The sequence below is a fragment of the Marinoscillum sp. genome (assembly GCF_040222955.1).
GTDB lineage: Bacteria > Bacteroidota > Bacteroidia > Cytophagales > Cyclobacteriaceae > Marinoscillum.
Genome location: NZ_JAVKCA010000016.1, coordinates 109,036 through 129,237, shown reverse-complemented (window position 1 = coordinate 129,237; position 20,202 = coordinate 109,036). Strand labels below are relative to the sequence as shown.

The window sequence follows — 20,202 nt, the reverse complement described above, 5'->3', positions numbered from 1 at the left end:
AATGGAAGTTACACCCCCGAAAAGAGCATTGAAGTTTCTGCGCTGGTTTTGTCGTGAAGAGTTTCTGGAGGAGATCGAAGGTGACCTCATGGAGCTTTTTGAAAAACGTGCAGGGGTCTCACTACAAAGCGCCAGGCGAAAATTCCTGTGGGATGTCGTTTGTGCATTTCGACCGATCAATATCAAATCATTCACCATTAACAACTGGACCATGAACGCCATACAGAATTATACCAAAGTCTATTTCAGGCGATTCCGAAAGGAAACCACCCATTACCTGGTCAACACCCTGGGCCTGGCACTGGGATTTGCCGTACTTTTTTTTATCCTGATGTATGTCTATGATGAGGAGCATTTGGACAGGTACCATACCAAGGCGGATCGCATCTACAGAGTGCTGGAAAAACGCACCGGAGAGGATGGCGAGGTTCAGCATTTCAGTGCCACATCCAATATGCTGGCTGATGGGTTGAAGGACGAATTTCCCGAAATAGAGGAAACGGCCAAAATGCTCTCCCTGGGTTCCGGAGGGTTGCAGTATGGAGAGACACTATTCAATGATCGCAATTATGTTTTCGCCACTAAAAGCCTTTTTAAAATCCTTGATTTTAATATCCTGGCAGGTGATCCGTTTCAGGATGTCAATGGTTCTGTGGGAGTAGTCCTCAATGAGACCACGGCGCAAAAGCTCTTCCGCGATGAGGATCCTATTGGTAAGATCGTGACCATGCCCGGCAGAATGAGCAGTGTGGAGGTGGTGGCCGTATATGAGGATTTGCCTGCTACTTCCACTTATCAGTTCAATACGGTTTATGTGTCGGATTTTACTCAGTTTCCATCTTACTACGGTAACTGGCTGACCTCCTGGGACTCCAGAGGGATGACCACCTGGGCGCTCTTCAAAGAAGAGAGCCGACCCGAATCTGTCCAGGCTAAGAAAAAGGCATTCATGGAGAAATACTACAATGATGAGATTCGCCCACACCATGATTTCTATTTTCAACCCATAGCAGAAATGCACCTGTCCTCTGCTCATCTGGATGCTTTCGGCACGGATCCGGTACAAGCTGTTCCATATTCTCAGCGGCAATTTGTATCCATTATTTTTCTCATAGGCATTTTTGTGATTACCATAGCTGCGCTCAATTATATCAACCTGTCTTCAGTGCAAGCCCTTAAAAGAACCCTGGAGGCGGGCATCAGAAAAGTGAATGGAGCTACCATCGGGCAGTTAAGGTTCCAGTTGTTTGTAGAGACTTTTTTAACCCTCCTGATCGCCTATGTGCTTTCTGTGGCATTGCTGATTATTTTCCATTCAAAATTCCTGGAGTTTTCCGGCAAGGATATTCCGCTAGGTCGGTTTTTTAGTCCGGAGCTATTGGCCTATCACGCTGCGGCTTTTGGTGTTATTTGGGTGCTTTCATCTCTGATCCCAGCCATCTATTATTCTAAGCTTAATCATTCTCTGATGCTCACCCGCAATGTGTTTGTAGGGAAAGGCGATCTGTTGCGAAAGTCCTTTGTGGTGGTTCAGTACGGTATTTCACTGTGCCTGATTATCGGATCTATAGTGCTCTACCGGCAGCTACACTTTGTGCAGACCAAGGACCTGGGCTTTAAGAATGATAAATTACTTACTCTGGATATCAATAGCGGAGCTGCGCGTCAGCAGTTTAAATCGATCATTACCGGGCTAAAAGCCAATGCCAATGTGATAAATGCCACCACTTCTTCCCGGGTGCCGGGAGAGTGGAAGTCCATTCCATCTGTTGAATTAACCCTGGTTCAAAATGAAAACCCGGTGGTCGCCACCCATTATGCGGCAGATGAAAACTGGCTGGACACCTATCAGATGAAACTTAAAGCAGGTTCGAATTTTTCCGGGATTGCGGGTAGTGATACCCTGAAAGTAATTCTGAATGAAAAGGCCGTGGAACTGTTGGGTTTGGAGGACCCCGTAGGGAAGTCCGTTTGGTTATCAGAAGATACCTTGTCCAAAATGCAAATCATTGGCGTAGTGAAAGACTTTCATTTTCAGTCCTTACATGAGCCGCTCGGGCCTGTGGTGATCACCAGCTGGAACAACCCGGTACTAGGGATAGATTACTTTACCATCAGGTACCGGGAGAATGTTTCCGATGTATTGACTCATATTGAGACCGTCCAAAAGCGGTACGACCCGGAGACACCAGCGGAAATCAATTTTCTGGACGAACGCTGGGAGCGCTACTATCAGGCGGATCAGAGCAGAAGTTACCTGATTCTCATTGCCACCATTATTTCTATCATCATATCGGCTTTTGGTCTGTTCGGCTTGGTCAATTTCACCGTTGAGAGAAAGACCAAGGAGGTAGGGATTCGGAAAGTGCTTGGCGCCAGCATCCCTAACATTTTGCAAATCATCTTACGGGATTATGTGGTGTTGTTGCTGATCTCCCTGATCGTGGCAGCGCCGGTGGCCTGGTGGGTGCTGAGCAGCTGGCTGCAGGATTTTGCTTATCGCATAGATCTCTCCGTTGGCGTTTTTACCATTGCGTTTGCTGCTGTTTTGGTTGTTTCCTTTGCTACGGTGATCGCCCGTGTGTATCGTTTAGCCAAATCAAATCCGGTTAATTCCCTTAGATACGAATAAGAAAAGGGTAGGATTGTAGGATTATTTTCGTAAATTTTTCCAAAAGTGAAACCTATTTACCACTTAGCGAGTTTTATTAAGGTTGGAATTTATTGTCTAAAAGAATTTGATCCGTACCCAATAATATCGTAAATTCGCGGTTCTTTAATTGAATTTAGCGAAATAGATTCTGAAGGAAAAATTGGTCGTTTTTGATCTTAGAAACCAACGGCTGATTGGAATATTAACTATAAAGAAAGCACATGCGACAACTCAAGATCACACAATCCATTACCAACCGAAGAGAGAGTCACACTCTGGAGAAGTACTTTACTGAAGTAAGTAATGTACCGATGATTACTCCTGACGAGGAAGTGACACTGGCTAAAAGAATCCGCGAGGGTGACGAGCTGGCTCTGGAGAAGTTGGTAAAGGCTAACTTGAGATTTGTGGTATCTGTGGCGAAGCAGTACCAAAACAGAAGCCTTCCCTTGAATGACCTCATCAATGAGGGAAACCTGGGGTTGATCAAGGCGGCAAAAAAGTTTGATGAAACCAAAGGTTTCAAATTTATCTCTTATGCGGTGTGGTGGATTCGTCAGTCCATCATGCAGGCTTTGGCTGAGCAGTCAAGAATTGTTCGACTGCCGATGAACAAGTCCGGTGCGATCAACCAGATCAGAAGAGCATATGCCGAGTTGGAGCAGCAGTTCGAGCGCGAGCCTACCGAGGAGGAATTGGCAGAAATTCTGGACATGAAGCCTAGTGAAGTGAGAAACACACTGGGTGCTGAGGTGAAGCAAATGTCTATGGATGCGCCTTTTGGTGAGGATGAGTCCGGTTCACTGTTGGATGTCCTGGAAAACCAGACTACAGGTCCTACGGACGGTGAGTTGGTGTTCAATGACTCTCTGAAAGTGGAGACGCTAAGGGCACTTTCTACCCTCACAGCCAGGGAAAGAGAAGTAATCATGATGAGCTTCGGTATCGGTCATGACAATCCTTATACACTGGAAGAAATTGGAGATGCCATGGGATTGACCCGTGAGCGTGTGAGACAAATAAGAGAGAAGGCCCTTCAGAAATTGAGAGAGCCTGGTAAAAACAGAAGGCTTAAGGAGTTTGTAGCGAATTAATAGCCAATAGATAATTGAGTAAAAACCCTGCCGTGAATCATTCACGGCAGGGTTTTTTTATTGAATCCTTATGGCAATGCCACCTCCCAGCACCAGCAAGCCGGATCCCACGCCTTCTTCTCCGGCGAAGTTATTGTCTGGCCCTCTGTAGGTTTTAGCTTCTATTTTAAGTGCTGCATTTTCGGAAGGGTAGTAATTGACGGACAAGCTGAACACGTTCATTACAAACTGCCCCGTGATACCATTGATGAGCATATCGTCTTTGTCGTTCACATTCTCATACCGACCAGCTACCGACCATTTTTCTGTGAAAGTGTATTTCCCAATTAGTGTAATGAAAGTGGTGCCAATACTCTCGTCTGTGATGCTGTTTTTCTGAGTGGTATAATCCAGGATACCGGCAATTTTCAGGTTCTCTATCGGCTTTGCTTCGAGAATTACATTGTTATGAAACCTCATCAGGTCCATATTGTCATCGGCACTTTCATTTCCATAGTAGTTGCCGTAGCTGACTTTTATTGCTCCATTGAAAGTATGATCAACGGCCAGTCCAACGGATTTTTTGTTGTTGGTCTCGCCTATATTTTGCCATCCGTTCAGCACCACCGCTCTTAGCTGGGTATTGTCTGAGAGGTCGTGGGTGTAACGCAGGCCGGACTGATAGTAAGGCGTGTACTCTGTGGCCAGTGCGGGGGAATACAGATCCCGATCCAGTGACAGGGCACTTTCGTAACCAAAATGTCCACCGAAAATGCCCACATCCAACCAGCCGTTTTTAGTTATCTGATAACCAGCATAGGCTTCATACACCATTTGATAGAGCTTTTCCGGTTCAGCGCCATAGTTGTTGGCGGGGTAGGTACCTACTTGTAGTGCCAGACTGGCCCTGATTTTATCTTCTTCGTAGGCAGCACTGACCCAGGCATGACTCAGGTTAAATTCATTGTGTTTATCGTATTGAGTGACGTAAAGTCGCTGATTATTCAGAGGTTTGCTGAAGTCAAAATTGTAGTAGGTATCCAGGTAGGCACCAAACTTGATTTTGGATTCCTGTGCTTTTGCATTGAAAAATTTCAAAAAAAAGACACATATAAATATAAAATAGATAGTTTTTCTCATTTGATGATGTATTTGATTTAATTAATTTTGCACCTCAAAACGAATAAAGATAATGGATTTACGATCAGAGCGAATCAAAAACATGGCAGAATCTGCAACCCTGGCCATGGCAGCAAAGGCAAGGGAGCTGAAGCAGAATGGAGTAGACGTAATAAGCTTGAGCCTGGGCGAACCGGACTTTAAGACGCCTAAACACATTCAGGAGGGAGCGAAAGCGGCCATTGATGAAGGAAAGTACTTTGCGTATCCTCCAGTAAATGGTTATCTGGACCTTAGAGAAGCTATCAGCGCTAAATTCAAAAAAGAAAACGGCTTGAATTATTCGCCTGATCAGATTGTGGTTTCCAATGGAGCCAAGCAGTCCATCGCCAATGTATTTCTGGCCCTGCTGGATCCGGGAGACGAGGTGATCGTATTTTCGCCATATTGGGTAAGCTATAGTGCCTTGGTGGAGCTGGCTGAAGGTAAGTGTGTTTTTGTGAGCGGAGATTTGGAACATGACTTTAAAGCAACAGCCGAACAGCTGAAAGCCTCTATCACAGACAAAACAAAAGCATTGATTTTTTCATCACCATGTAACCCTACTGGTTCAGTTTTCTCCCAGGAGGAGTTGGAGGCCATCGTGGAGGTGCTAAAAGAATATCCAAACATCGTGGTGATTTCCGATGAGATTTATGAGCTGATCAACTACGGAGAAAAGCATGTGAGCATTGGAGCCATTGCGGGCATGGAAGATCGTACGGTTACTGTGAATGGTTTTGCAAAAGGGTTTGCCATGACCGGCTGGAGAGTGGGCTACATAGGTGCACCACTATGGCTGGCCAAAGCGGCTAACAAAATGCAGGGGCAGATCACCTCAGCCAACTGCTCAATCGCCCAGCGGGCGGCATTGACGGCCCTTACTTCGGATTATGAGCCATCGTACAAGATGGTGGAGGAGTACAGAAGCAGACGGGAGTTGGTGTACGGCTTGCTGAGTGAAATCCCTGGTGTGGAGGTGAATATGCCCGGTGGAGCTTTCTATTTCTTCCCGAATGTGAGCAGTTACTTTGGTAAAAGTGTCAACGGCAAGGTCATTGCTGACGCAACAGACTTGAGCCTGTTTTTACTGGAAGATGCCAACGTATCAGTCGTCACCGGTGAGGCATTTGGTGATCCCGGGTGTTTGAGGCTGTCATATGCGGCTTCTGTTGAGGATTTGAAAACAGCCATGTCCAGGATGAAGACCTCATTGGCTAAATTAGCATAATGGTATTTGACTCCATTCAGGGGGTTTTTAATGCTTTTACAAAACTGAAAGTATTGATCATCGGTGATTCGATGATCGATACTTATACCTATGGCGAGGTGCACCGGGTATCCCCGGAGGCACCAGTGCCCATTCTCCAGGCCCGAAACACAGAGCATCGCCTTGGTGGAGCTGCCAATGTGGCGCTCAATATACAGGCGCTAGGTGCCTGCCCTATTCTTTGTACACTCACCGGAGCTGATGAGGAGGCAGATCTTCTAATTCGGCTCCTGGAGCAGCAACATATCTCTGCTGCGCAGGTGGTGAAAAGTAACGAAAGAGTGACCACTGTTAAGCACAGGGTCCTTTCCGGACCTCAACACCTGCTCAGGATAGATAGAGAAACGGAGCGGTTGCTGACGGCTACCGAGCGTCCAGTATTGACTTCATTCATAGAGCCAATCATAGGTGAGGTGGATTTGATCCTCCTTCAGGACTATGATAAGGGTTGTCTGGACAAGAACCTGATTCAATGGATCATCCATCAGGCACAGATGCACAAGGTGCCGGTAGCAGTGGATCCAAAAAAAAATAACTTTCTTACTTATCAGGGTGCGAGTCTGTTCAAACCCAATCTTTCCGAAATGAAGGCGGGACTGGGTGTTCAGGATTTGAGTCTTGACGAATCTTCCCTCTTTGCGGCTGGTGTTGAACTATCTCAGAAAATGCAGTTTGATCAGCTTCTGTTGACCTTGTCGGGCGGAGGCGTTTACTGCCATTCTGATACAGTGTCTCAAAAGTTGCCAGCTCATTTGAGAAGTATCGCGGATGTGTCCGGGGCTGGCGATACGGTAATTTCAATTGCCGCACTTTGCCGTGCGCTCAACTTGCCCCTGCTATTTACCGCTGAGTTGGCTAACTTAGGAGGCGGTATTGTCTGCGAGTATCCTGGAGTGGTGCCGATAGACCCAATCCGATTGCTTGGAGAAGCCCGGACCAATGGGCTTCTCCTGGCGCAATTGAAATAACCAGCCGTTTTAATGAAGGGGAAATTCGTATTGTGCGTCATCGTACTTTTTGCTGCTGGCATGAATGTCACGGCGCGTGAGGCACAGAAAGGTACATTGGATTTGAGAGATGCCGATCTGTCGGCTGCACCCGTTACCCTGAATGGTGAATGGGCTTTTTTTTGGAAGGAATTACTCTCACCGGAAGCCATCCCACCTTCTAGACAGGACTTTTTCTATTTCCCTGAGCTATGGAATGATCATGTCTATCAGGGAGGAGTGCCTCTTACCCGAAGTGGTTTCGCTACCTACCATTTGACAATCCTGCTACCGGGAGACCGGCCGGATCTGGCCTTGAGAATCAAGCATGTTTATTCAGCGGCCAGACTGTATATAGGGGACAAAAGGAATGATTTCGGCGGCCAGGTAGGAATGGATCCAGCTACCTCAGAGCCTAAGTGGGTGCCCCAGATCATTGAACTCCCGGATCAGGATACTGTGCATCTCACCCTTCAGATCTCTAACTTTTCTCATCGAAAGGGTGGAGCCAGAGAGGCGATACTTTTAGGGGATGAGGCCTTTTTGAGAAGCCAGGCTAATGAACTTCTGGCTTTTGATTTGCTATTGGCTGGTACTTTGGTAATGACCGGATTGTTTTTTTGTGCACTCTATTTTTTCGGTCAGCGTGAAAAATCGGCTGTTTTCTTTTCCATTTTTTGTCTCACTTTTTCCTATCGGGTGGTGGGAGCCGACGATTACACCTTGCAAATTATTTATCCGGGTATAGCGTGGCTGACGAGTATTCGCCTTGAATACCTTTCGCTTTTTGTGCCACCGATTTTCTTCACACTCTACACGCACTCACTTTTCCCACTGAAGTACCGGGTGAATCCGCTGTATGTTTTTGTGGCTATTTCGGTACTTGCCTCGGGGATTACACTGATTTTTCCGCCGACAGTTTTCACAAGTCTGGTTGATCTCTACTTGATACTGCTCCTCGTAGGTATTTTAATAGTTGCGTATGTATACATCCGGGCTTATCAGCGAAACATGGAGGGTTCCAAATATGCTTTGATCAGTTCACTGCTGATTTTGATGATCTTCTCTTACAAGATTTACCTTTACATGGGTGCCGCAGAGGAGGTTGAGCTGATTTCTTTCGTTGGGTACCTAACGTTTTTCTTTTTTCAGTCGCTCATTTTGTTTTTTCTCTTCACCAATTCATTGAAGGAGGCCAAGGAACAAGCGGAACATGCCGCCCGAACCAAGTCAGAGTTTCTTTCCATGATGTCACATGAGATCAGGACACCCATGAATGCTGTGATTGGTTTGTCTAATTATTTACTAGATGACAATCCCACAAAAAATCAGGAAGAAACGCTCAATACCCTTAAGTTCTCAGCAGAAAACCTGTTGGTTATTATCAACGATATTCTTGATTTCAGTAAAATTGAAGCAGATAAAATAGCGTTCGAGTACCGCCCGGTGGATATCCGATCACTGATCGGTGAACTCAATCGGGTGTTTCTGCCTATTGCGAATGCCAAAAATCTGAAAATGGTTTTTGAGTGTGACGAACGAATTCCCCGGTTCATAGCTTGTGATCAGACCCGAACGAGTCAGGTACTTACCAATCTGCTGAGCAACGCTATAAAATTTACAGAGGAGGGAGTGATTCGGTTAAGTTTGCAATGGGAATCGCAAACCACCGAGCAGGTTGTCATTACCTTTGAAGTAGCAGATACTGGTATTGGGATAGATACACAGCGTCAGGAAGATATTTTTCAGAGTTTTACCCAGGCGAGCTCATCCACTACCAGACGATACGGAGGTACAGGCCTGGGCCTTACTATTACAAAAAAATTACTCAAATTGCAGGGGTCTGACCTGATGCTGGACAGTGAATTGGGAAGCGGCTCATCGTTTTGGTTCACCCAGCAATTCAAAATCGTCGAAGACATTATTTTTGAGAGCGAAATGCCTGAAAACATACAAGAACAACAACTGCACATAGAGGTGCTATTGGTGGAGGATAATCAGATTAATGTGATGGTGGCCACCAAGTTTTTGCACAAATGGGGAGCCAGTGTGACTGTGGCGTCTAATGGAATAGAAGCGATAGAGGCCATCTCCACTAAAAACTTCCATGTGGTATTAATGGACTTGCAAATGCCAGTGATGGATGGGTTTGAAGCAGCTGTGGAAATCAGAAAGAAGGATCATCTGACTCCAATTATTGCATTAACAGCCTCTGCACTGTCCGAAGAACAGAAAAAAATCAGAAACTCGGGAATGAATGATTATATTATCAAGCCCTTTGACCCGGGGGAACTTTTGAAAAAGCTCCGTCACTATACCTGATACTGGATGTTCGCATCGCGATTTGTTATTTGCTACCTGTTACTTTTTGTTGGAAATTTCTCCATGGGGCAAACTCCATCTGCTGTTATAGACTTGAGAAATGCAGATTTTAACAAAACTATATCGCTCGATGGGACTTATGAGTTTTACTGGAACCAACTCCTCTTACCCGGGCAGTTTGATGCGCTGAGTCCCATCTACTTCCCGTTTCCGTCACTTTGGAACGATCAGGTGGTTGGTAACCAGACTTTGGATGCCAAAGGCTGTGCCACCTACCGTGCGAAAATACTCCTGCCGGATAGTTCCGGGTTTACCCTCTATGTTGAAGACGTTTACAGCGCTTTTGCTTTATACTTCAATGGAAAACTGATCGCTAAAAATGGTCAGGTCGCCATGTCACCTGATGCTTATAGACCCAAATGGAGACCTCAGTTTGTGACTTTGCCGCATGTTTTGGATACCAATGAACTTGTCCTTCAAATCGCCAATTATGATCACAGCAAAGGTGGAGCATTGGAGGGGATGGAAATAGGTATTTCAGATGAAATGGGCAGAGAATACCTCTCAATACTGGCTTATGACCTTGTGCTGACCGGTAGTTTAATTACAGGCGGGCTTTTCTTTCTGGGTCTTTATTTTTTCGGAAGGCGTGACAAGGCCATCCTTTATTTTGCGCTTTTCTGCCTGATTTACAGTTACCGTGTGATTGGTTTCGGATATTATGTGCTGCATTCCCTGGTCGACATCTCATGGTATGTGACCACCCGAATTGAGTACCTGACTTTGTTTTTAGCCACTTTTGTTTTTGGTCGTTTTGTACGCCACACCTTCCCACTGGAAGCCAGGAAGATCATTTGGGATATGCTGGAAGGGATTTGCCTGGTATTTATAGGACTTACGCTCCTATTTCCAGTGTCAGTTTACTCCCACCTGGTGGAGCCTTTTTTCGGCATCTTGTTGATTTATATCGCATTGACGTTTTTTATTTATGTCAGGGCAAAAATCAATCGTCGGCCGGACTCCACCTTTGGTCTGATTAGCATAGGAGTGGTTTTTCTGGTCTTTGTGTATAATATTTTTGTTTATTTCGGCCTTTGGGAAGAATACAAGGCTGTTTCATTTTGGGGGTATGTTTCCTTCTTTTTTTCACAGTCACTCATACTTTCTTTTCGGTTTGCCAATTCGTTGAAGCAGGCAAAAGAGGAAGCCGAAAAAGCATCCCAAGCCAAGACAGATTTTTTGAGTACCATTTCGCATGAAATAAGGACCCCACTGAATGCGGTAGTTGGTATCTCACACTTTTTACTTCAGGATAAACCCAGGAAGGATCAAAAGGAAAACCTGGTTTCACTCAAGTACTCCGCAGAGAATCTCACTTCCCTTATCAACGACATCCTTGACTATAATAAATTGGAGTTTGGCTCGATAGAATTTGAGGAAATGACTGTAAACCTCAAAGAGGTTATTACCAGCATTTACAGAGGATATAAGGTGAAAGCTCAGGCCAAGGGGTTAGACCTGAATCTGGAGTTTGACGAATCCATTGCGATTGAAATCATCACTGACAGAACCCGTCTGAACCAGGTGCTCAATAACCTGCTGGACAATGCCATCAAATTCACAAAGAATGGTCATGTGTCCCTGAAGGTCAAACGACAGGGAGAGAGTAGGGATAAGATCACCATCAGGTATGAGGTGGAGGATACGGGCATCGGTATTCCCGAGGATAAACTGGAACAAATTTTCGAGCGGTTTACGCAGGCCAGCTCTTCCACTACCAGAGAGTTTGGCGGGTCTGGTCTCGGACTTTCTATCATCAAGCGGTTGTTAGAACTGCAGGGGGTCGCGATTCACGTGCGCAGTAAGGTTGGGGAAGGGACCGTATTCTTTTTCGAACAGGAATATACAAGGGGGGTGGCCCGCAAGGTGGCTCCTGTTTCCTTTGAAGATCAGGAGCAGGAGATGGTTGAAAAGCTTCATGGGAGACAGGTGCTTTTGGTGGAGGACAATAACATGAATGTAGTAGTGGCCAGGAAATTTCTAAAGAGCTGGAATATGAAAATTGACCTGGCAGAAAATGGAGAAATCGCTGTGGAAAAGGCATCCAGTAACTACTACGATATCATACTGATGGATCTGCAAATGCCGGTCATGGATGGTTATGAGGCCACCAGAGCCATTAGGGCAGCCAAAAACAGCGTGCCTATTGTGGCCCTCACGGCATCAGCGCTTGTGAGGGTGCAGGAGAAAGTGCTTCATTATGGGATGAACGACTACATTACCAAACCCTTTGATCCTGAAGAGCTCAGGAAAAAGCTGGTGAAGAACATTCGCGGCTAGGACCGATATTCCTTCACCGTATCTATGAAACACCTCACCTTATCCGGGTCCGTATCAGGGTACACTCCATGTCCCAGGTTGGCAATGTGCGGATGTCCCTCAAAAGCTTTCAGCATTTTGATGGTTTCTGATTTGATCTGATCAAAGGTGCCGTATAGCGCACAGGGATCCATGTTACCCTGTAGGGTTTTTTCAGGGAGGAGTTTGCGGGCTTCTTTCACATCCATATTCCAATCCAGCCCGACGGTGTTGCAGCTGATGTTCGCCATTTCAGCGAGAGCGAAAAAAGCACCTTTGGCAAAGACCGTCACCGGCACTTCTGTGATGGCAGCGGCAATTTTCTCTATGTAAGCCAATGAAAATTTCTGATACTGCTCCGGGGGTAGTACACCCGCCCACGAGTCAAAAATCTGGACCATATCCGCACCTGCCGCTATTTGTCCTTTCAGGTAGGCGATGGTGCTTTGGGTGATCGTATCCAGTAACCGATGAGCCAGTTCTGGGTCCGTATAAAGCATTTTTCGTGGCCTGGAGAAGGTCTTACTGCCACTCCCCTCTACCATGTAGGCGAAGATGGTCCAGGGGGCGCCGGCAAAACCAATAATCGGCACTCTCCCTGATAGTGCTTGTTTGGTCATCTTGATGGCTTCCAGCGTATAGGAAAGGTCCTCTGCTTTGGCTACTTTGAGTGAAGCCAGGTCTTCCGTGGCGGCCACCGTCTTCCTGAAAATAGGCCCTGTTTTTTCTACCATCTCATAGGGTAGGCCCATGGCTTCCGGGATGACCAGGATATCCGAAAAAATAATTGCGGCATCTACTCCTAGGATGTCCACAGGCTGAATGGTGACTTCAGCGGCCAGCTCAGGGGTCTCTACCAACTCCTTGAAACCGCTCAATCCGTTTCTGACTGCCCGGTATTCTGGTAATATTCTTCCGGCCTGGCGCATCACCCATACCGGGGTTCGTTCTGTTTTTTCCCCGCGGGCTGCTCTTAAGATGAGGTCATTCTTCAACATGGGCGCAAATATAGAAACTGAATCTTATCTCCTAATCCTTTGTAGTAGTAAATAGCGAGGGGACAATCATTTCCTATAACTTTGTGGAACCCCAAAAATGACATTGATATGAGTATCCTGTTTGATAGTTTCGATGAATGGCGAAAGTACTGTTCAGATGAGAGCAAACCCCTGTACGAACCTGTGCTCCGATATGAAAGAGAGCAAAAAGGGAAGAGTGAGGAGGAGGTGTGGACCGGGCTGTCCAAGGCCTATCTTGTGATGCGAGAAGCTGTACAGACAGGCCTCACTCAGGAAATGAACTCCTTCTCAGGAATGATCAACAGCGGCGCAAAAAAGGTGGCGAACCTGCCATTGTCAGTGCTTTCCCCTGAATTCCAAAAATTGATATCAAGAGCTTTGGCGGCCAAAGAGGTCAACTCCTGTATGGGCAGAGTAGTTGCAGCGCCCACAGCCGGTGCTTCCGGTATTTTACCAGGCACCATGGTTACCCTGCAGGAGATACATGACCTGCCCGACCGAACCATCCTGGAAGGGTTGTTAATTGGAGCAGGAGTGGCACTGATTCTCGAAAAGCGTGCTTCTATTTCCGGGGCGGTGGGTGGCTGTCAGGCAGAGACAGGTGCTGCAGCGGCCATGGCTTCTGCGGCCATCGTTTATGCACTTGGTGGTACCGTGGATCAGGCTTTCAACGCGGTGGCCATTACCATACAGTGTATGCTGGGACTGGTCTGTGATCCGGTGGCCGGGCTGGTGGAAATCCCCTGCGTAGTTCGCAATGCAAGTGCAGCAGCCATTGCCAACTCTTCGGCTCAGATAGCCCTGGCCGATGTGAGTCCTGTGATCCCGGTAGACGAATGTGTGGATGCGATGGGAGAAATCGGTCAGAGTATGGAAGCCAAGTACAAAGAGACAGCCTTGGGAGGTTTGGCCGCTACGCCCACAGGTCAGGCCATTTCCAGACGCGTGCTGATACAGGATATCGAAATCATGGATGATGAGGACGTCCCCGAATAATATTTAGATCACTCCAAAATCCTCAAGCAACCACCCGGCATAACGTGTGAGCAAGGTAAGGATGAAGGCCCATGCTGCTCCAAACAGCCACATCCAACGGATAATTTCTGAGCGCTTCCCTCCAAATGCATTGGCGAGGATAGCTCCTCCAATAGGTGAAAGGAGGATGGGCGTGAAGAAGGCAATGCCTGCTACACCATATTTAGTCCAGATGCTCACCAGCCTTCGTCTCTTGGGTGTGAAGTTTTTGCGCTTCTTTTTTGCCTTAAAAAGCCGCAGTGATAAGCTCCTGATTTCAGGACCAAAGTAGGTGAGGAGATACACCGTACTCATCATTCCCAATAGGGAAAGGAGGGTGGTCTCCATGATAGAAAACCCATAGGCAAGACCTAAAGTGGGGCCGAAAATGATTTTGAGCGCACTCAGGGCATACACTGTCAGGTATTTTAAGATTACTGGCATTCTAGATTCATTTTGAGCGCGTGAATTTATACGAAATTTATGAGCATGGGTCTTTACGATAAAGTTATCTTTGCGTCCTTTTTGTAATGAAACTACTCGAGCAGCTCATAGACATACCCTCTCCATCTGGTAGCGAATACCTGATGCGGGACTTTATTACCCAATACGTAAAAAAGCACTCCGGTAGCTGGAAAGTTCAGCCAAAGGTTTTGTCGGGTGATTTTTTGCAAGACAACCTCATCCTGGTCTTTGGCCAACCACGTACTGCCATTTTTGCACACATGGATACCATTGGTTTTATGGTGAGGTATCAGGATCAGCTGGTGCCTATTGGAGGACCCGATGTGGAAAATGGCTATGAGCTCGTGGGAAGAGACAGCAAAGGGTTGATCCAGTGTACACTCCGTGTGGATGATGAGGGGCAGTTGTTTTATGATTTTCCGCGCGCCATTGAGACGGGTACCACGCTTACCTGGAAGCCGTCACTAAAAGTAGGTGATGGATTTTTGGAGGGCCCCTACATGGACAACCGGCTGGGTATCTATAATGCCCTGAAGGTGGCAGAACACCTGACAGACGGAGTGATTGTTTTCAGTTCGTTTGAGGAGCATGGAGGCGGGTCGGTACCTATGCTGATTAAATACCTTGCGGAAAACTATCAAATAAAGCAATGTCTGATTTCAGACATCACCTGGGTGACCGAGGGTGTGCAGCATGAATCCGGGGTGGCCATCTCTATGCGGGATAGAAATATTCCCAGGCGGAAGTTTCTGGATCGTGTATTGGAACTGGCCGCCGAGTCGGGTGTAGCTCACCAGCTGGAGGTGGAAGGTGGAGGCTCCAGCGATGGACGCGAAATTCATCATGCGCCCTATCCGATTGACTGGCTTTTTATTGGTGCACCGGAAGACAATGTTCATTCGCCTAATGAGCGGGTGGCTATCAAAGACCTGACAGCCATGATCGCGATGTATATCTATCTGATGGAAAAGCTATGACAGAGGAGAAGATTGCTTTACATGGAAAATCCTTTGAGTTATTTCTATCAGAAAAGGAAATAGCTGATGCGGTTGGTGGATTGGCGGAGAAGATCAATCGGGATTTTCATGGCAAGGAAATGGTGATACTCGGCGTATTGGATGGCGCTTTTATGCTGTTGGGTGATTTACTGAAGCAGCTTGATGTTTCCCTAACGTTGGAGTTGGTAAAGTTGAAGTCTTATGAGGGCGTAGAGACTACAGGAGTGGTGAAGAGCCTGATAGGCCTCAGTGATGAGCTGAAAGGCAAACATGTAGTGGTGGTGGAAGACATCATTGATACGGGGATCACCCTGAGTTACCTGTTGGGTTTGCTGGAAGAGAAAAAACCGGCTTCTGTCTCATTGACCACTTTACTTATTAAAAAGGAAGTTTTTAATGACAAGTTTCCGGTACATTATTACGGGATAGCTATTCCAAATAGATTTGTAGTAGGATACGGCATGGATTACGATGGTCATGGACGGCAGTTGTCACAGATTTATGCCGCCATTGACTAAGTTCACATGTATTATTAATCACTATATTTAATTATTGAATTAAGCATTTTATACCATGTTAAATATCGTACTGTTTGGCCCTCCCGGAGCAGGAAAGGGAACACAAAGTGAGAATATCATTGAAAAGTATCAGCTGGCTCACATCTCCACTGGAGACCTCTTCCGAAAACATTTGGGCGAGGGAACCGAGCTTGGGAAGCTGGCACAGAAGTATATGGACGAGGGTAAGCTGGTGCCTGATGAGGTAGTGGTGGGCATGGTAGAGGACAAAATCAAGGAGACGCTGGATGCTCAGGGCTTTATTTTTGACGGATTTCCCCGCACGATCAATCAGGCCGCAGAATTGGATAAAATGCTTGCTGAGCATGATTTGAAGATTTCTGGCATGGTAGCACTGGAGGTGCCTGAGGATGAGTTGAGAACCCGAATCAAAGAGCGGGCTAAAACCTCCGGCCGGGTGGATGATCAGGATGATGCCAAAATTACCACCAGAATCAGGGTGTATGAAGAGGAGACATCACCGGTGGCTGGTTATTATAAGCAGCAAGGGAAGTTCAATGGCATCAATGGCGTTGGCACGATCGACGGAATATTTAATCAGATATGCACAGTGATTGACAGTTTTACTTAAGGAATGGATTCCAATTTTATTGATTACGTAAAACTCTACGCCAGGTCTGGTGATGGGGGAGCCGGTTCAGTTCACTTCAGAAGGGAAAAATTTGTGCCCAAAGGCGGTCCTGATGGAGGTGATGGCGGCAGAGGGGGACACATCATACTTCGTGGCAATAAGCAAATGTGGACACTGATCCACCTGAAATACCGCAAGCACATCAAGGCCGAGCATGGAGGCAACGGTGAAGGCGGAAAGCGTTTCGGGTTGGGCGGCAGTGATATCTATCTGGACGTGCCAGTGGGTACAGTGGCCAAGGATGCCGAAACTGGAGAGGTGTTGCTGGAGATCATGGAAGATGGGCATGAGCAGGTTTTACTTCCCGGTGGAATGGGAGGTCAGGGCAATGCGCACTTTGCCACACCCACCAACCAGGCACCACGACATGCCCAGCCGGGTATCCCCGGTGTGGAGAAGTGGATCATTCTTGAACTCAAGATTTTAGCGGACGTGGGCCTTGTAGGCTTTCCCAATGCAGGTAAGTCTACACTTCTTTCCGTTATTTCGGCTGCCAAGCCGGAAATAGCAGATTATCCCTTTACAACACTGGTGCCAAACCTCGGTGTGGTTCCCTATCGTGATGAGCGCTCCTTTGTGGTGGCAGACATTCCCGGGATCATCGAAGGGGCGGCAGATGGTAAAGGCTTGGGGATTCGCTTCCTGCGTCACATAGAGCGCAACTCTATGTTGCTGTTCATGATCCCGACAGACGCGAAAAACATCAAGGCAGAATATAATATTCTGCTGGGTGAGCTGGAGAAGTATAACCCCGAACTCCTGGACAAACAACGGCTACTGGCCATTACCAAATCAGATCTTCTGGATGAAGAACTGTTGGTAGAAATGGAAGCTGAGCTGCCAGACTTGCCCTATGTCTACATTTCCAGTGTGACAAACCTTGGCATACAGGAGCTGAAAGACAAGATTTGGCAAATGCTAAATGGCTGATTGCGCTGAGTAGTAGCCATTTCTGACAACTTGTCAGCCTCTACGGCTTTGGCAAAGAAATTGCCAACAGTGAGCTATCTCTAAAAAAGTGTATTACCGATGCAGAAGGAAAAAGTAGAAGAAAAAGAACAAGATCAGAATATAGAAGTGAATCAGGAGGAAAGTACTGACCAGCCTGTGGTCGAAAATGAAGGAAATGGCCCGGAAACTGAGACAACGGAGGATGAGCCTACTGAGCAGGAGAAGTTGAGTATCGAGTTGAGCGAAGCAAAGGACAAGTACCTGAGGTTGTATTCAGAGTTTGAGAATTTCAGGAGACGAACAGCCAAAGAGCGGATAGATTTAATCGGGTCGGCCAGTAAGGAACTGATAGAAAGCCTGGTGCCTGTGCTGGATGATTTCGAACGTGGACTGAAATCTATGGACGAGAATGAGGAGATGGCTCCGGCGAAAGAGGGGACAGAATTGATCTATAACAAATTCAAGAAAATCCTTGAATCCAAAGGGTTGAAGAAAATGGAAGTCAATAAAGGAGATGACTTCAATGACGACTATCATGAGGCGATCACGCAAATACCAGCTGAAGAAGAGTTGGCAGGTAAGGTTGTGGACGTAGTGGAGAATGGATATTTCCTAAGTGATAAGGTGGTGAGATTTGCCAAAGTGGTAACCGGAGCAAAATCATAATAATGGCTAAAAGAGACTATTACGAAATACTGGGAGTAGATAAGGGCGCCTCTAAGGATGAGATTAAAAAAGCTTATCGTAAGATCGCTATCAAATATCACCCCGACAAAAATCCAGATAATAAAGAAGCCGAGGACAAGTTCAAGGAAGCCGCAGAGGCTTATGAAGTCCTGAGCAATGACGAGAAGCGTCAGCGATATGATCGTTTTGGTCATCAGGGTGTCGGTGGAGCAGGTGGCTACAGCGGTGGCGGCATGAATATGGACGATATCTTCTCACAATTCGGAGACATCTTCGGTGGTGGAGGTAGTCCATTCGATAGTTTTTTTGGTGGCGGTGGTGGCGGAAGAAGCCGACGTACCCGAAAAGGCACTAACCTTCGCATCAAACTTAAGCTCACCCTTCAGGAAATAGCTAATGGAGTAGAGAAGAAAATCAAAGTCAACAGACTTGTTGTTGACCCTAACACCAAATTTGCTACGTGTAGCACCTGCCAGGGTACCGGACAGGTGCGAAAGGTAATGAACACTATGCTCGGGCAGATGATGTCTACTTCTACATGTCCTACCTGTGGAGGTGTGGGCCAGACAGTGGACAGCAGATCACCTGGCACGGATAGTTCTGGCATGAAGCGTGAGGAAGATGTGATTTCAGTGAAGATTCCTGCCGGAGTGTCTGACGGAATGCAGCTGAGCATGAGTGGAAAGGGCAACGAAGTAGCGGGAGGTATCCCCGGAGACCTGCTCATCCTCATAGAAGAGCAACCGGATGAGACCCTCAAGCGCGATGGAACCAACGTGATTTATGAACTACACGTGAGCTTCATCGATGCAGCTCTCGGCACCGAGGTAGAAGTGCCTACAGTCAATAACCGGGTGAAGATTAAAATAGAGCCGGGAACACAGAGTGGCAAAATTCTGCGATTGAGAGGAAAAGGGATCAAGGATATAGAAGGATACGGTATAGGCGACCAGTTGATCCATGTGAATGTATGGACACCAAAGCACCTGAGTAAGGAAGAAAAGGCCACGCTGGAATCTCTGAGGGATTCGGAGAACTTTACACCTAATCCGACAAAAGGCGAAAAAGGTTTTTTCGAGAACATGAAGGAATTTTTTGGAGCATAATTTAAAATTGCAACTCATCTGTATTTAATACGTATCTGATTAGCATGTTGCGGTTGGTATTCACAGCGGCTTTTGGGCTGCTTTTTTCGTTTTGTTACGGACAGTTAAAGAAGTTTTACACCCTGAAGGAAACCTCTGGTTATAGTACCATAGATTTCACCTTAGAGGCTACTGCTGGAAACTGTTTTATCAAATCATCAGATTCCGAAGGGCCTCTTTCCATTTATGGCAATCCCGATCTTGATAAGATCAATCCCTCGTTCCGAAGTAAAATCACCAATGATGTATGCAAGGTTCATCTGGACCTTCAGGAGTTCAGGTCCTCCAGCCTGAGCGATGGTATCCTGCTGGCTATGATCAGAGATAAGTCTGAGCAAAACAACTACTGGAAGATCATTTTTGACCGGGAAAAGAAGTATCGGCTCAACCTGAGTTATGGTTTTGGAAATGCGGACGTGGATTTGAGTGGTACCTCTGTCGAAAATTTCAAAGTGAGGTCAGGGAGTGCGGATATTTTGGTGGATTACAGTGATGGTGAGCCCAACAAGATTGAAATGGATACCTTCTGGGTGAAGGCAGACATGGGTTCTATTGTGGCCCGGCACCTGGAGCTGGCCCGTGCCAAATATGTGATGGCTAATATAGGTTTTGGTAGGGCCCTGCTGGATTTCAGTGATGCCAGTGACAGCCGGTGTACCGTGGACGCCTCAGTTGGGGCGGGAAATCTGGATGTTTTTCTTCCAGGCAGGGATGTGCCTATGATTATTTATTTGAAAGACAGCCCACTGTGCGGAATGCGTCTGGCAGAAGGATTTGAAGAGGTAGAGCGCAATGTTTTTGTCAATATGAATTACCGGGCAGATGCCAAAAATCTGCTCACCTTCAAAGTAGATGTAGCGCTGGGCAATGTGGCCTTTCACTACGCCAATTAAG

At 46.7% G+C, this 20,202-nt stretch carries 17 protein-coding genes; 14 read left to right on the top strand and 3 right to left on the bottom strand.

Going from position 1 to position 20,202, the window contains the following annotated elements:
• Window position 1 precedes the first annotated feature (1 nt).
• Window positions 2–2,632, top strand: a complete 2,631-nt coding sequence (locus RIH33_RS14070) for an ABC transporter permease (RefSeq protein ID WP_406650951.1) — start codon at window positions 2–4, stop codon at window positions 2,630–2,632.
• A 242-nt stretch (window positions 2,633–2,874) separates the two neighbouring features.
• The gene (locus tag RIH33_RS14065; protein WP_159583011.1) at window positions 2,875–3,747 is read left to right on the top strand and encodes an RNA polymerase sigma factor RpoD/SigA; all 873 of its coding nucleotides are present in this window, start codon (window positions 2,875–2,877) and stop codon (window positions 3,745–3,747) included.
• A gap of 57 nt (window positions 3,748–3,804) precedes the next feature.
• On the opposite strand, the gene RIH33_RS14060 is transcribed toward RIH33_RS14065, so the two are convergent.
• Window positions 3,805–4,866, bottom strand: coding sequence for an outer membrane beta-barrel protein (locus RIH33_RS14060; RefSeq protein ID WP_406650950.1), 1,062 nt, complete (start codon window positions 4,864–4,866; stop codon window positions 3,805–3,807).
• Window positions 4,867–4,915: 49 nt separating this feature from the next.
• Between RIH33_RS14060 and RIH33_RS14055 the strand changes: the two genes are divergently transcribed.
• From RIH33_RS14055 to RIH33_RS14040, 4 genes are read left to right on the top strand one after another with little or no spacing between them, the layout of a single operon-like run.
• Window positions 4,916–6,115, top strand: coding sequence for a pyridoxal phosphate-dependent aminotransferase (locus RIH33_RS14055; protein WP_406651011.1), 1,200 nt, complete (start codon window positions 4,916–4,918; stop codon window positions 6,113–6,115).
• Window positions 6,115–7,122: a bifunctional heptose 7-phosphate kinase/heptose 1-phosphate adenyltransferase gene (locus RIH33_RS14050; protein ID WP_406650949.1), complete on the top strand. Its 1,008-nt coding sequence runs from the start codon at window positions 6,115–6,117 to the stop codon at window positions 7,120–7,122. Before RIH33_RS14055 ends, RIH33_RS14050 begins: the two co-directional genes overlap by 1 nt.
• 12 nt (window positions 7,123–7,134) lie before the next feature.
• Window positions 7,135–9,462, top strand: a complete 2,328-nt coding sequence (locus tag RIH33_RS14045) for a response regulator (protein ID WP_406650948.1) — start codon at window positions 7,135–7,137, stop codon at window positions 9,460–9,462.
• Window positions 9,463–9,468: 6 nt separating this feature from the next.
• Window positions 9,469–11,802: an ATP-binding protein gene (locus RIH33_RS14040; RefSeq protein ID WP_406650947.1), complete on the top strand. Its 2,334-nt coding sequence runs from the start codon at window positions 9,469–9,471 to the stop codon at window positions 11,800–11,802.
• Here RIH33_RS14040 and hemE read toward each other — a convergent pair.
• The gene (hemE, locus tag RIH33_RS14035; protein ID WP_406650946.1) at window positions 11,799–12,818 is read right to left on the bottom strand and encodes a uroporphyrinogen decarboxylase; all 1,020 of its coding nucleotides are present in this window, start codon (window positions 12,816–12,818) and stop codon (window positions 11,799–11,801) included. The genes RIH33_RS14040 and hemE overlap by 4 nt on opposite strands.
• A 108-nt stretch (window positions 12,819–12,926) precedes the next feature.
• Between hemE and sdaAA the strand changes: the two genes are divergently transcribed.
• The gene (gene sdaAA, locus RIH33_RS14030) at window positions 12,927–13,835 is read left to right on the top strand and encodes an L-serine ammonia-lyase, iron-sulfur-dependent, subunit alpha (protein WP_406650945.1); all 909 of its coding nucleotides are present in this window, start codon (window positions 12,927–12,929) and stop codon (window positions 13,833–13,835) included.
• Between the two features lie 3 nt (window positions 13,836–13,838).
• Here sdaAA and RIH33_RS14025 read toward each other — a convergent pair whose 3' ends face one another.
• Window positions 13,839–14,297 carry a hypothetical protein gene (locus tag RIH33_RS14025; protein WP_406650944.1) on the bottom strand — a complete coding sequence of 153 codons (459 nt, stop codon included), beginning with the start codon at window positions 14,295–14,297 and terminating at the stop codon, window positions 13,839–13,841.
• Window positions 14,298–14,383: 86 nt separating this feature from the next.
• On the opposite strand from RIH33_RS14025, the gene RIH33_RS14020 reads away from it, so the two are divergent.
• From RIH33_RS14020 to RIH33_RS13990, 7 genes are all read left to right on the top strand, one after another.
• Window positions 14,384–15,295, top strand: a complete 912-nt coding sequence (locus tag RIH33_RS14020) for a M20/M25/M40 family metallo-hydrolase (RefSeq protein ID WP_406650943.1) — start codon at window positions 14,384–14,386, stop codon at window positions 15,293–15,295.
• The gene (gene hpt, locus RIH33_RS14015) at window positions 15,292–15,834 is read left to right on the top strand and encodes a hypoxanthine phosphoribosyltransferase (RefSeq protein ID WP_406650942.1); all 543 of its coding nucleotides are present in this window, start codon (window positions 15,292–15,294) and stop codon (window positions 15,832–15,834) included. Before RIH33_RS14020 ends, hpt begins: the two co-directional genes overlap by 4 nt.
• A gap of 55 nt (window positions 15,835–15,889) precedes the next feature.
• Complete coding sequence (locus RIH33_RS14010; protein WP_406650941.1) at window positions 15,890–16,465, top strand: adenylate kinase; 576 nt, start codon at window positions 15,890–15,892, stop codon at window positions 16,463–16,465.
• A gap of 3 nt (window positions 16,466–16,468) precedes the next feature.
• On the top strand, window positions 16,469–17,455 hold the full coding sequence (obgE, locus tag RIH33_RS14005) for a GTPase ObgE (protein WP_406650940.1): 987 nt from the start codon (window positions 16,469–16,471) through the stop codon (window positions 17,453–17,455).
• A gap of 99 nt (window positions 17,456–17,554) precedes the next feature.
• Window positions 17,555–18,142, top strand: a complete 588-nt coding sequence (locus RIH33_RS14000; protein ID WP_406650939.1) for a nucleotide exchange factor GrpE — start codon at window positions 17,555–17,557, stop codon at window positions 18,140–18,142.
• 2 nt (window positions 18,143–18,144) lie between these two features.
• Complete coding sequence (gene dnaJ, locus RIH33_RS13995; RefSeq protein WP_406650938.1) at window positions 18,145–19,269, top strand: molecular chaperone DnaJ; 1,125 nt, start codon at window positions 18,145–18,147, stop codon at window positions 19,267–19,269.
• A 44-nt stretch (window positions 19,270–19,313) separates the two neighbouring features.
• A complete protein-coding gene (locus RIH33_RS13990) occupies window positions 19,314–20,201 on the top strand; it encodes a hypothetical protein (RefSeq protein ID WP_406650937.1) in 888 nt (295 codons plus the stop codon).
• The last annotated feature ends 1 nt before the right edge of the window (window position 20,202 follow it).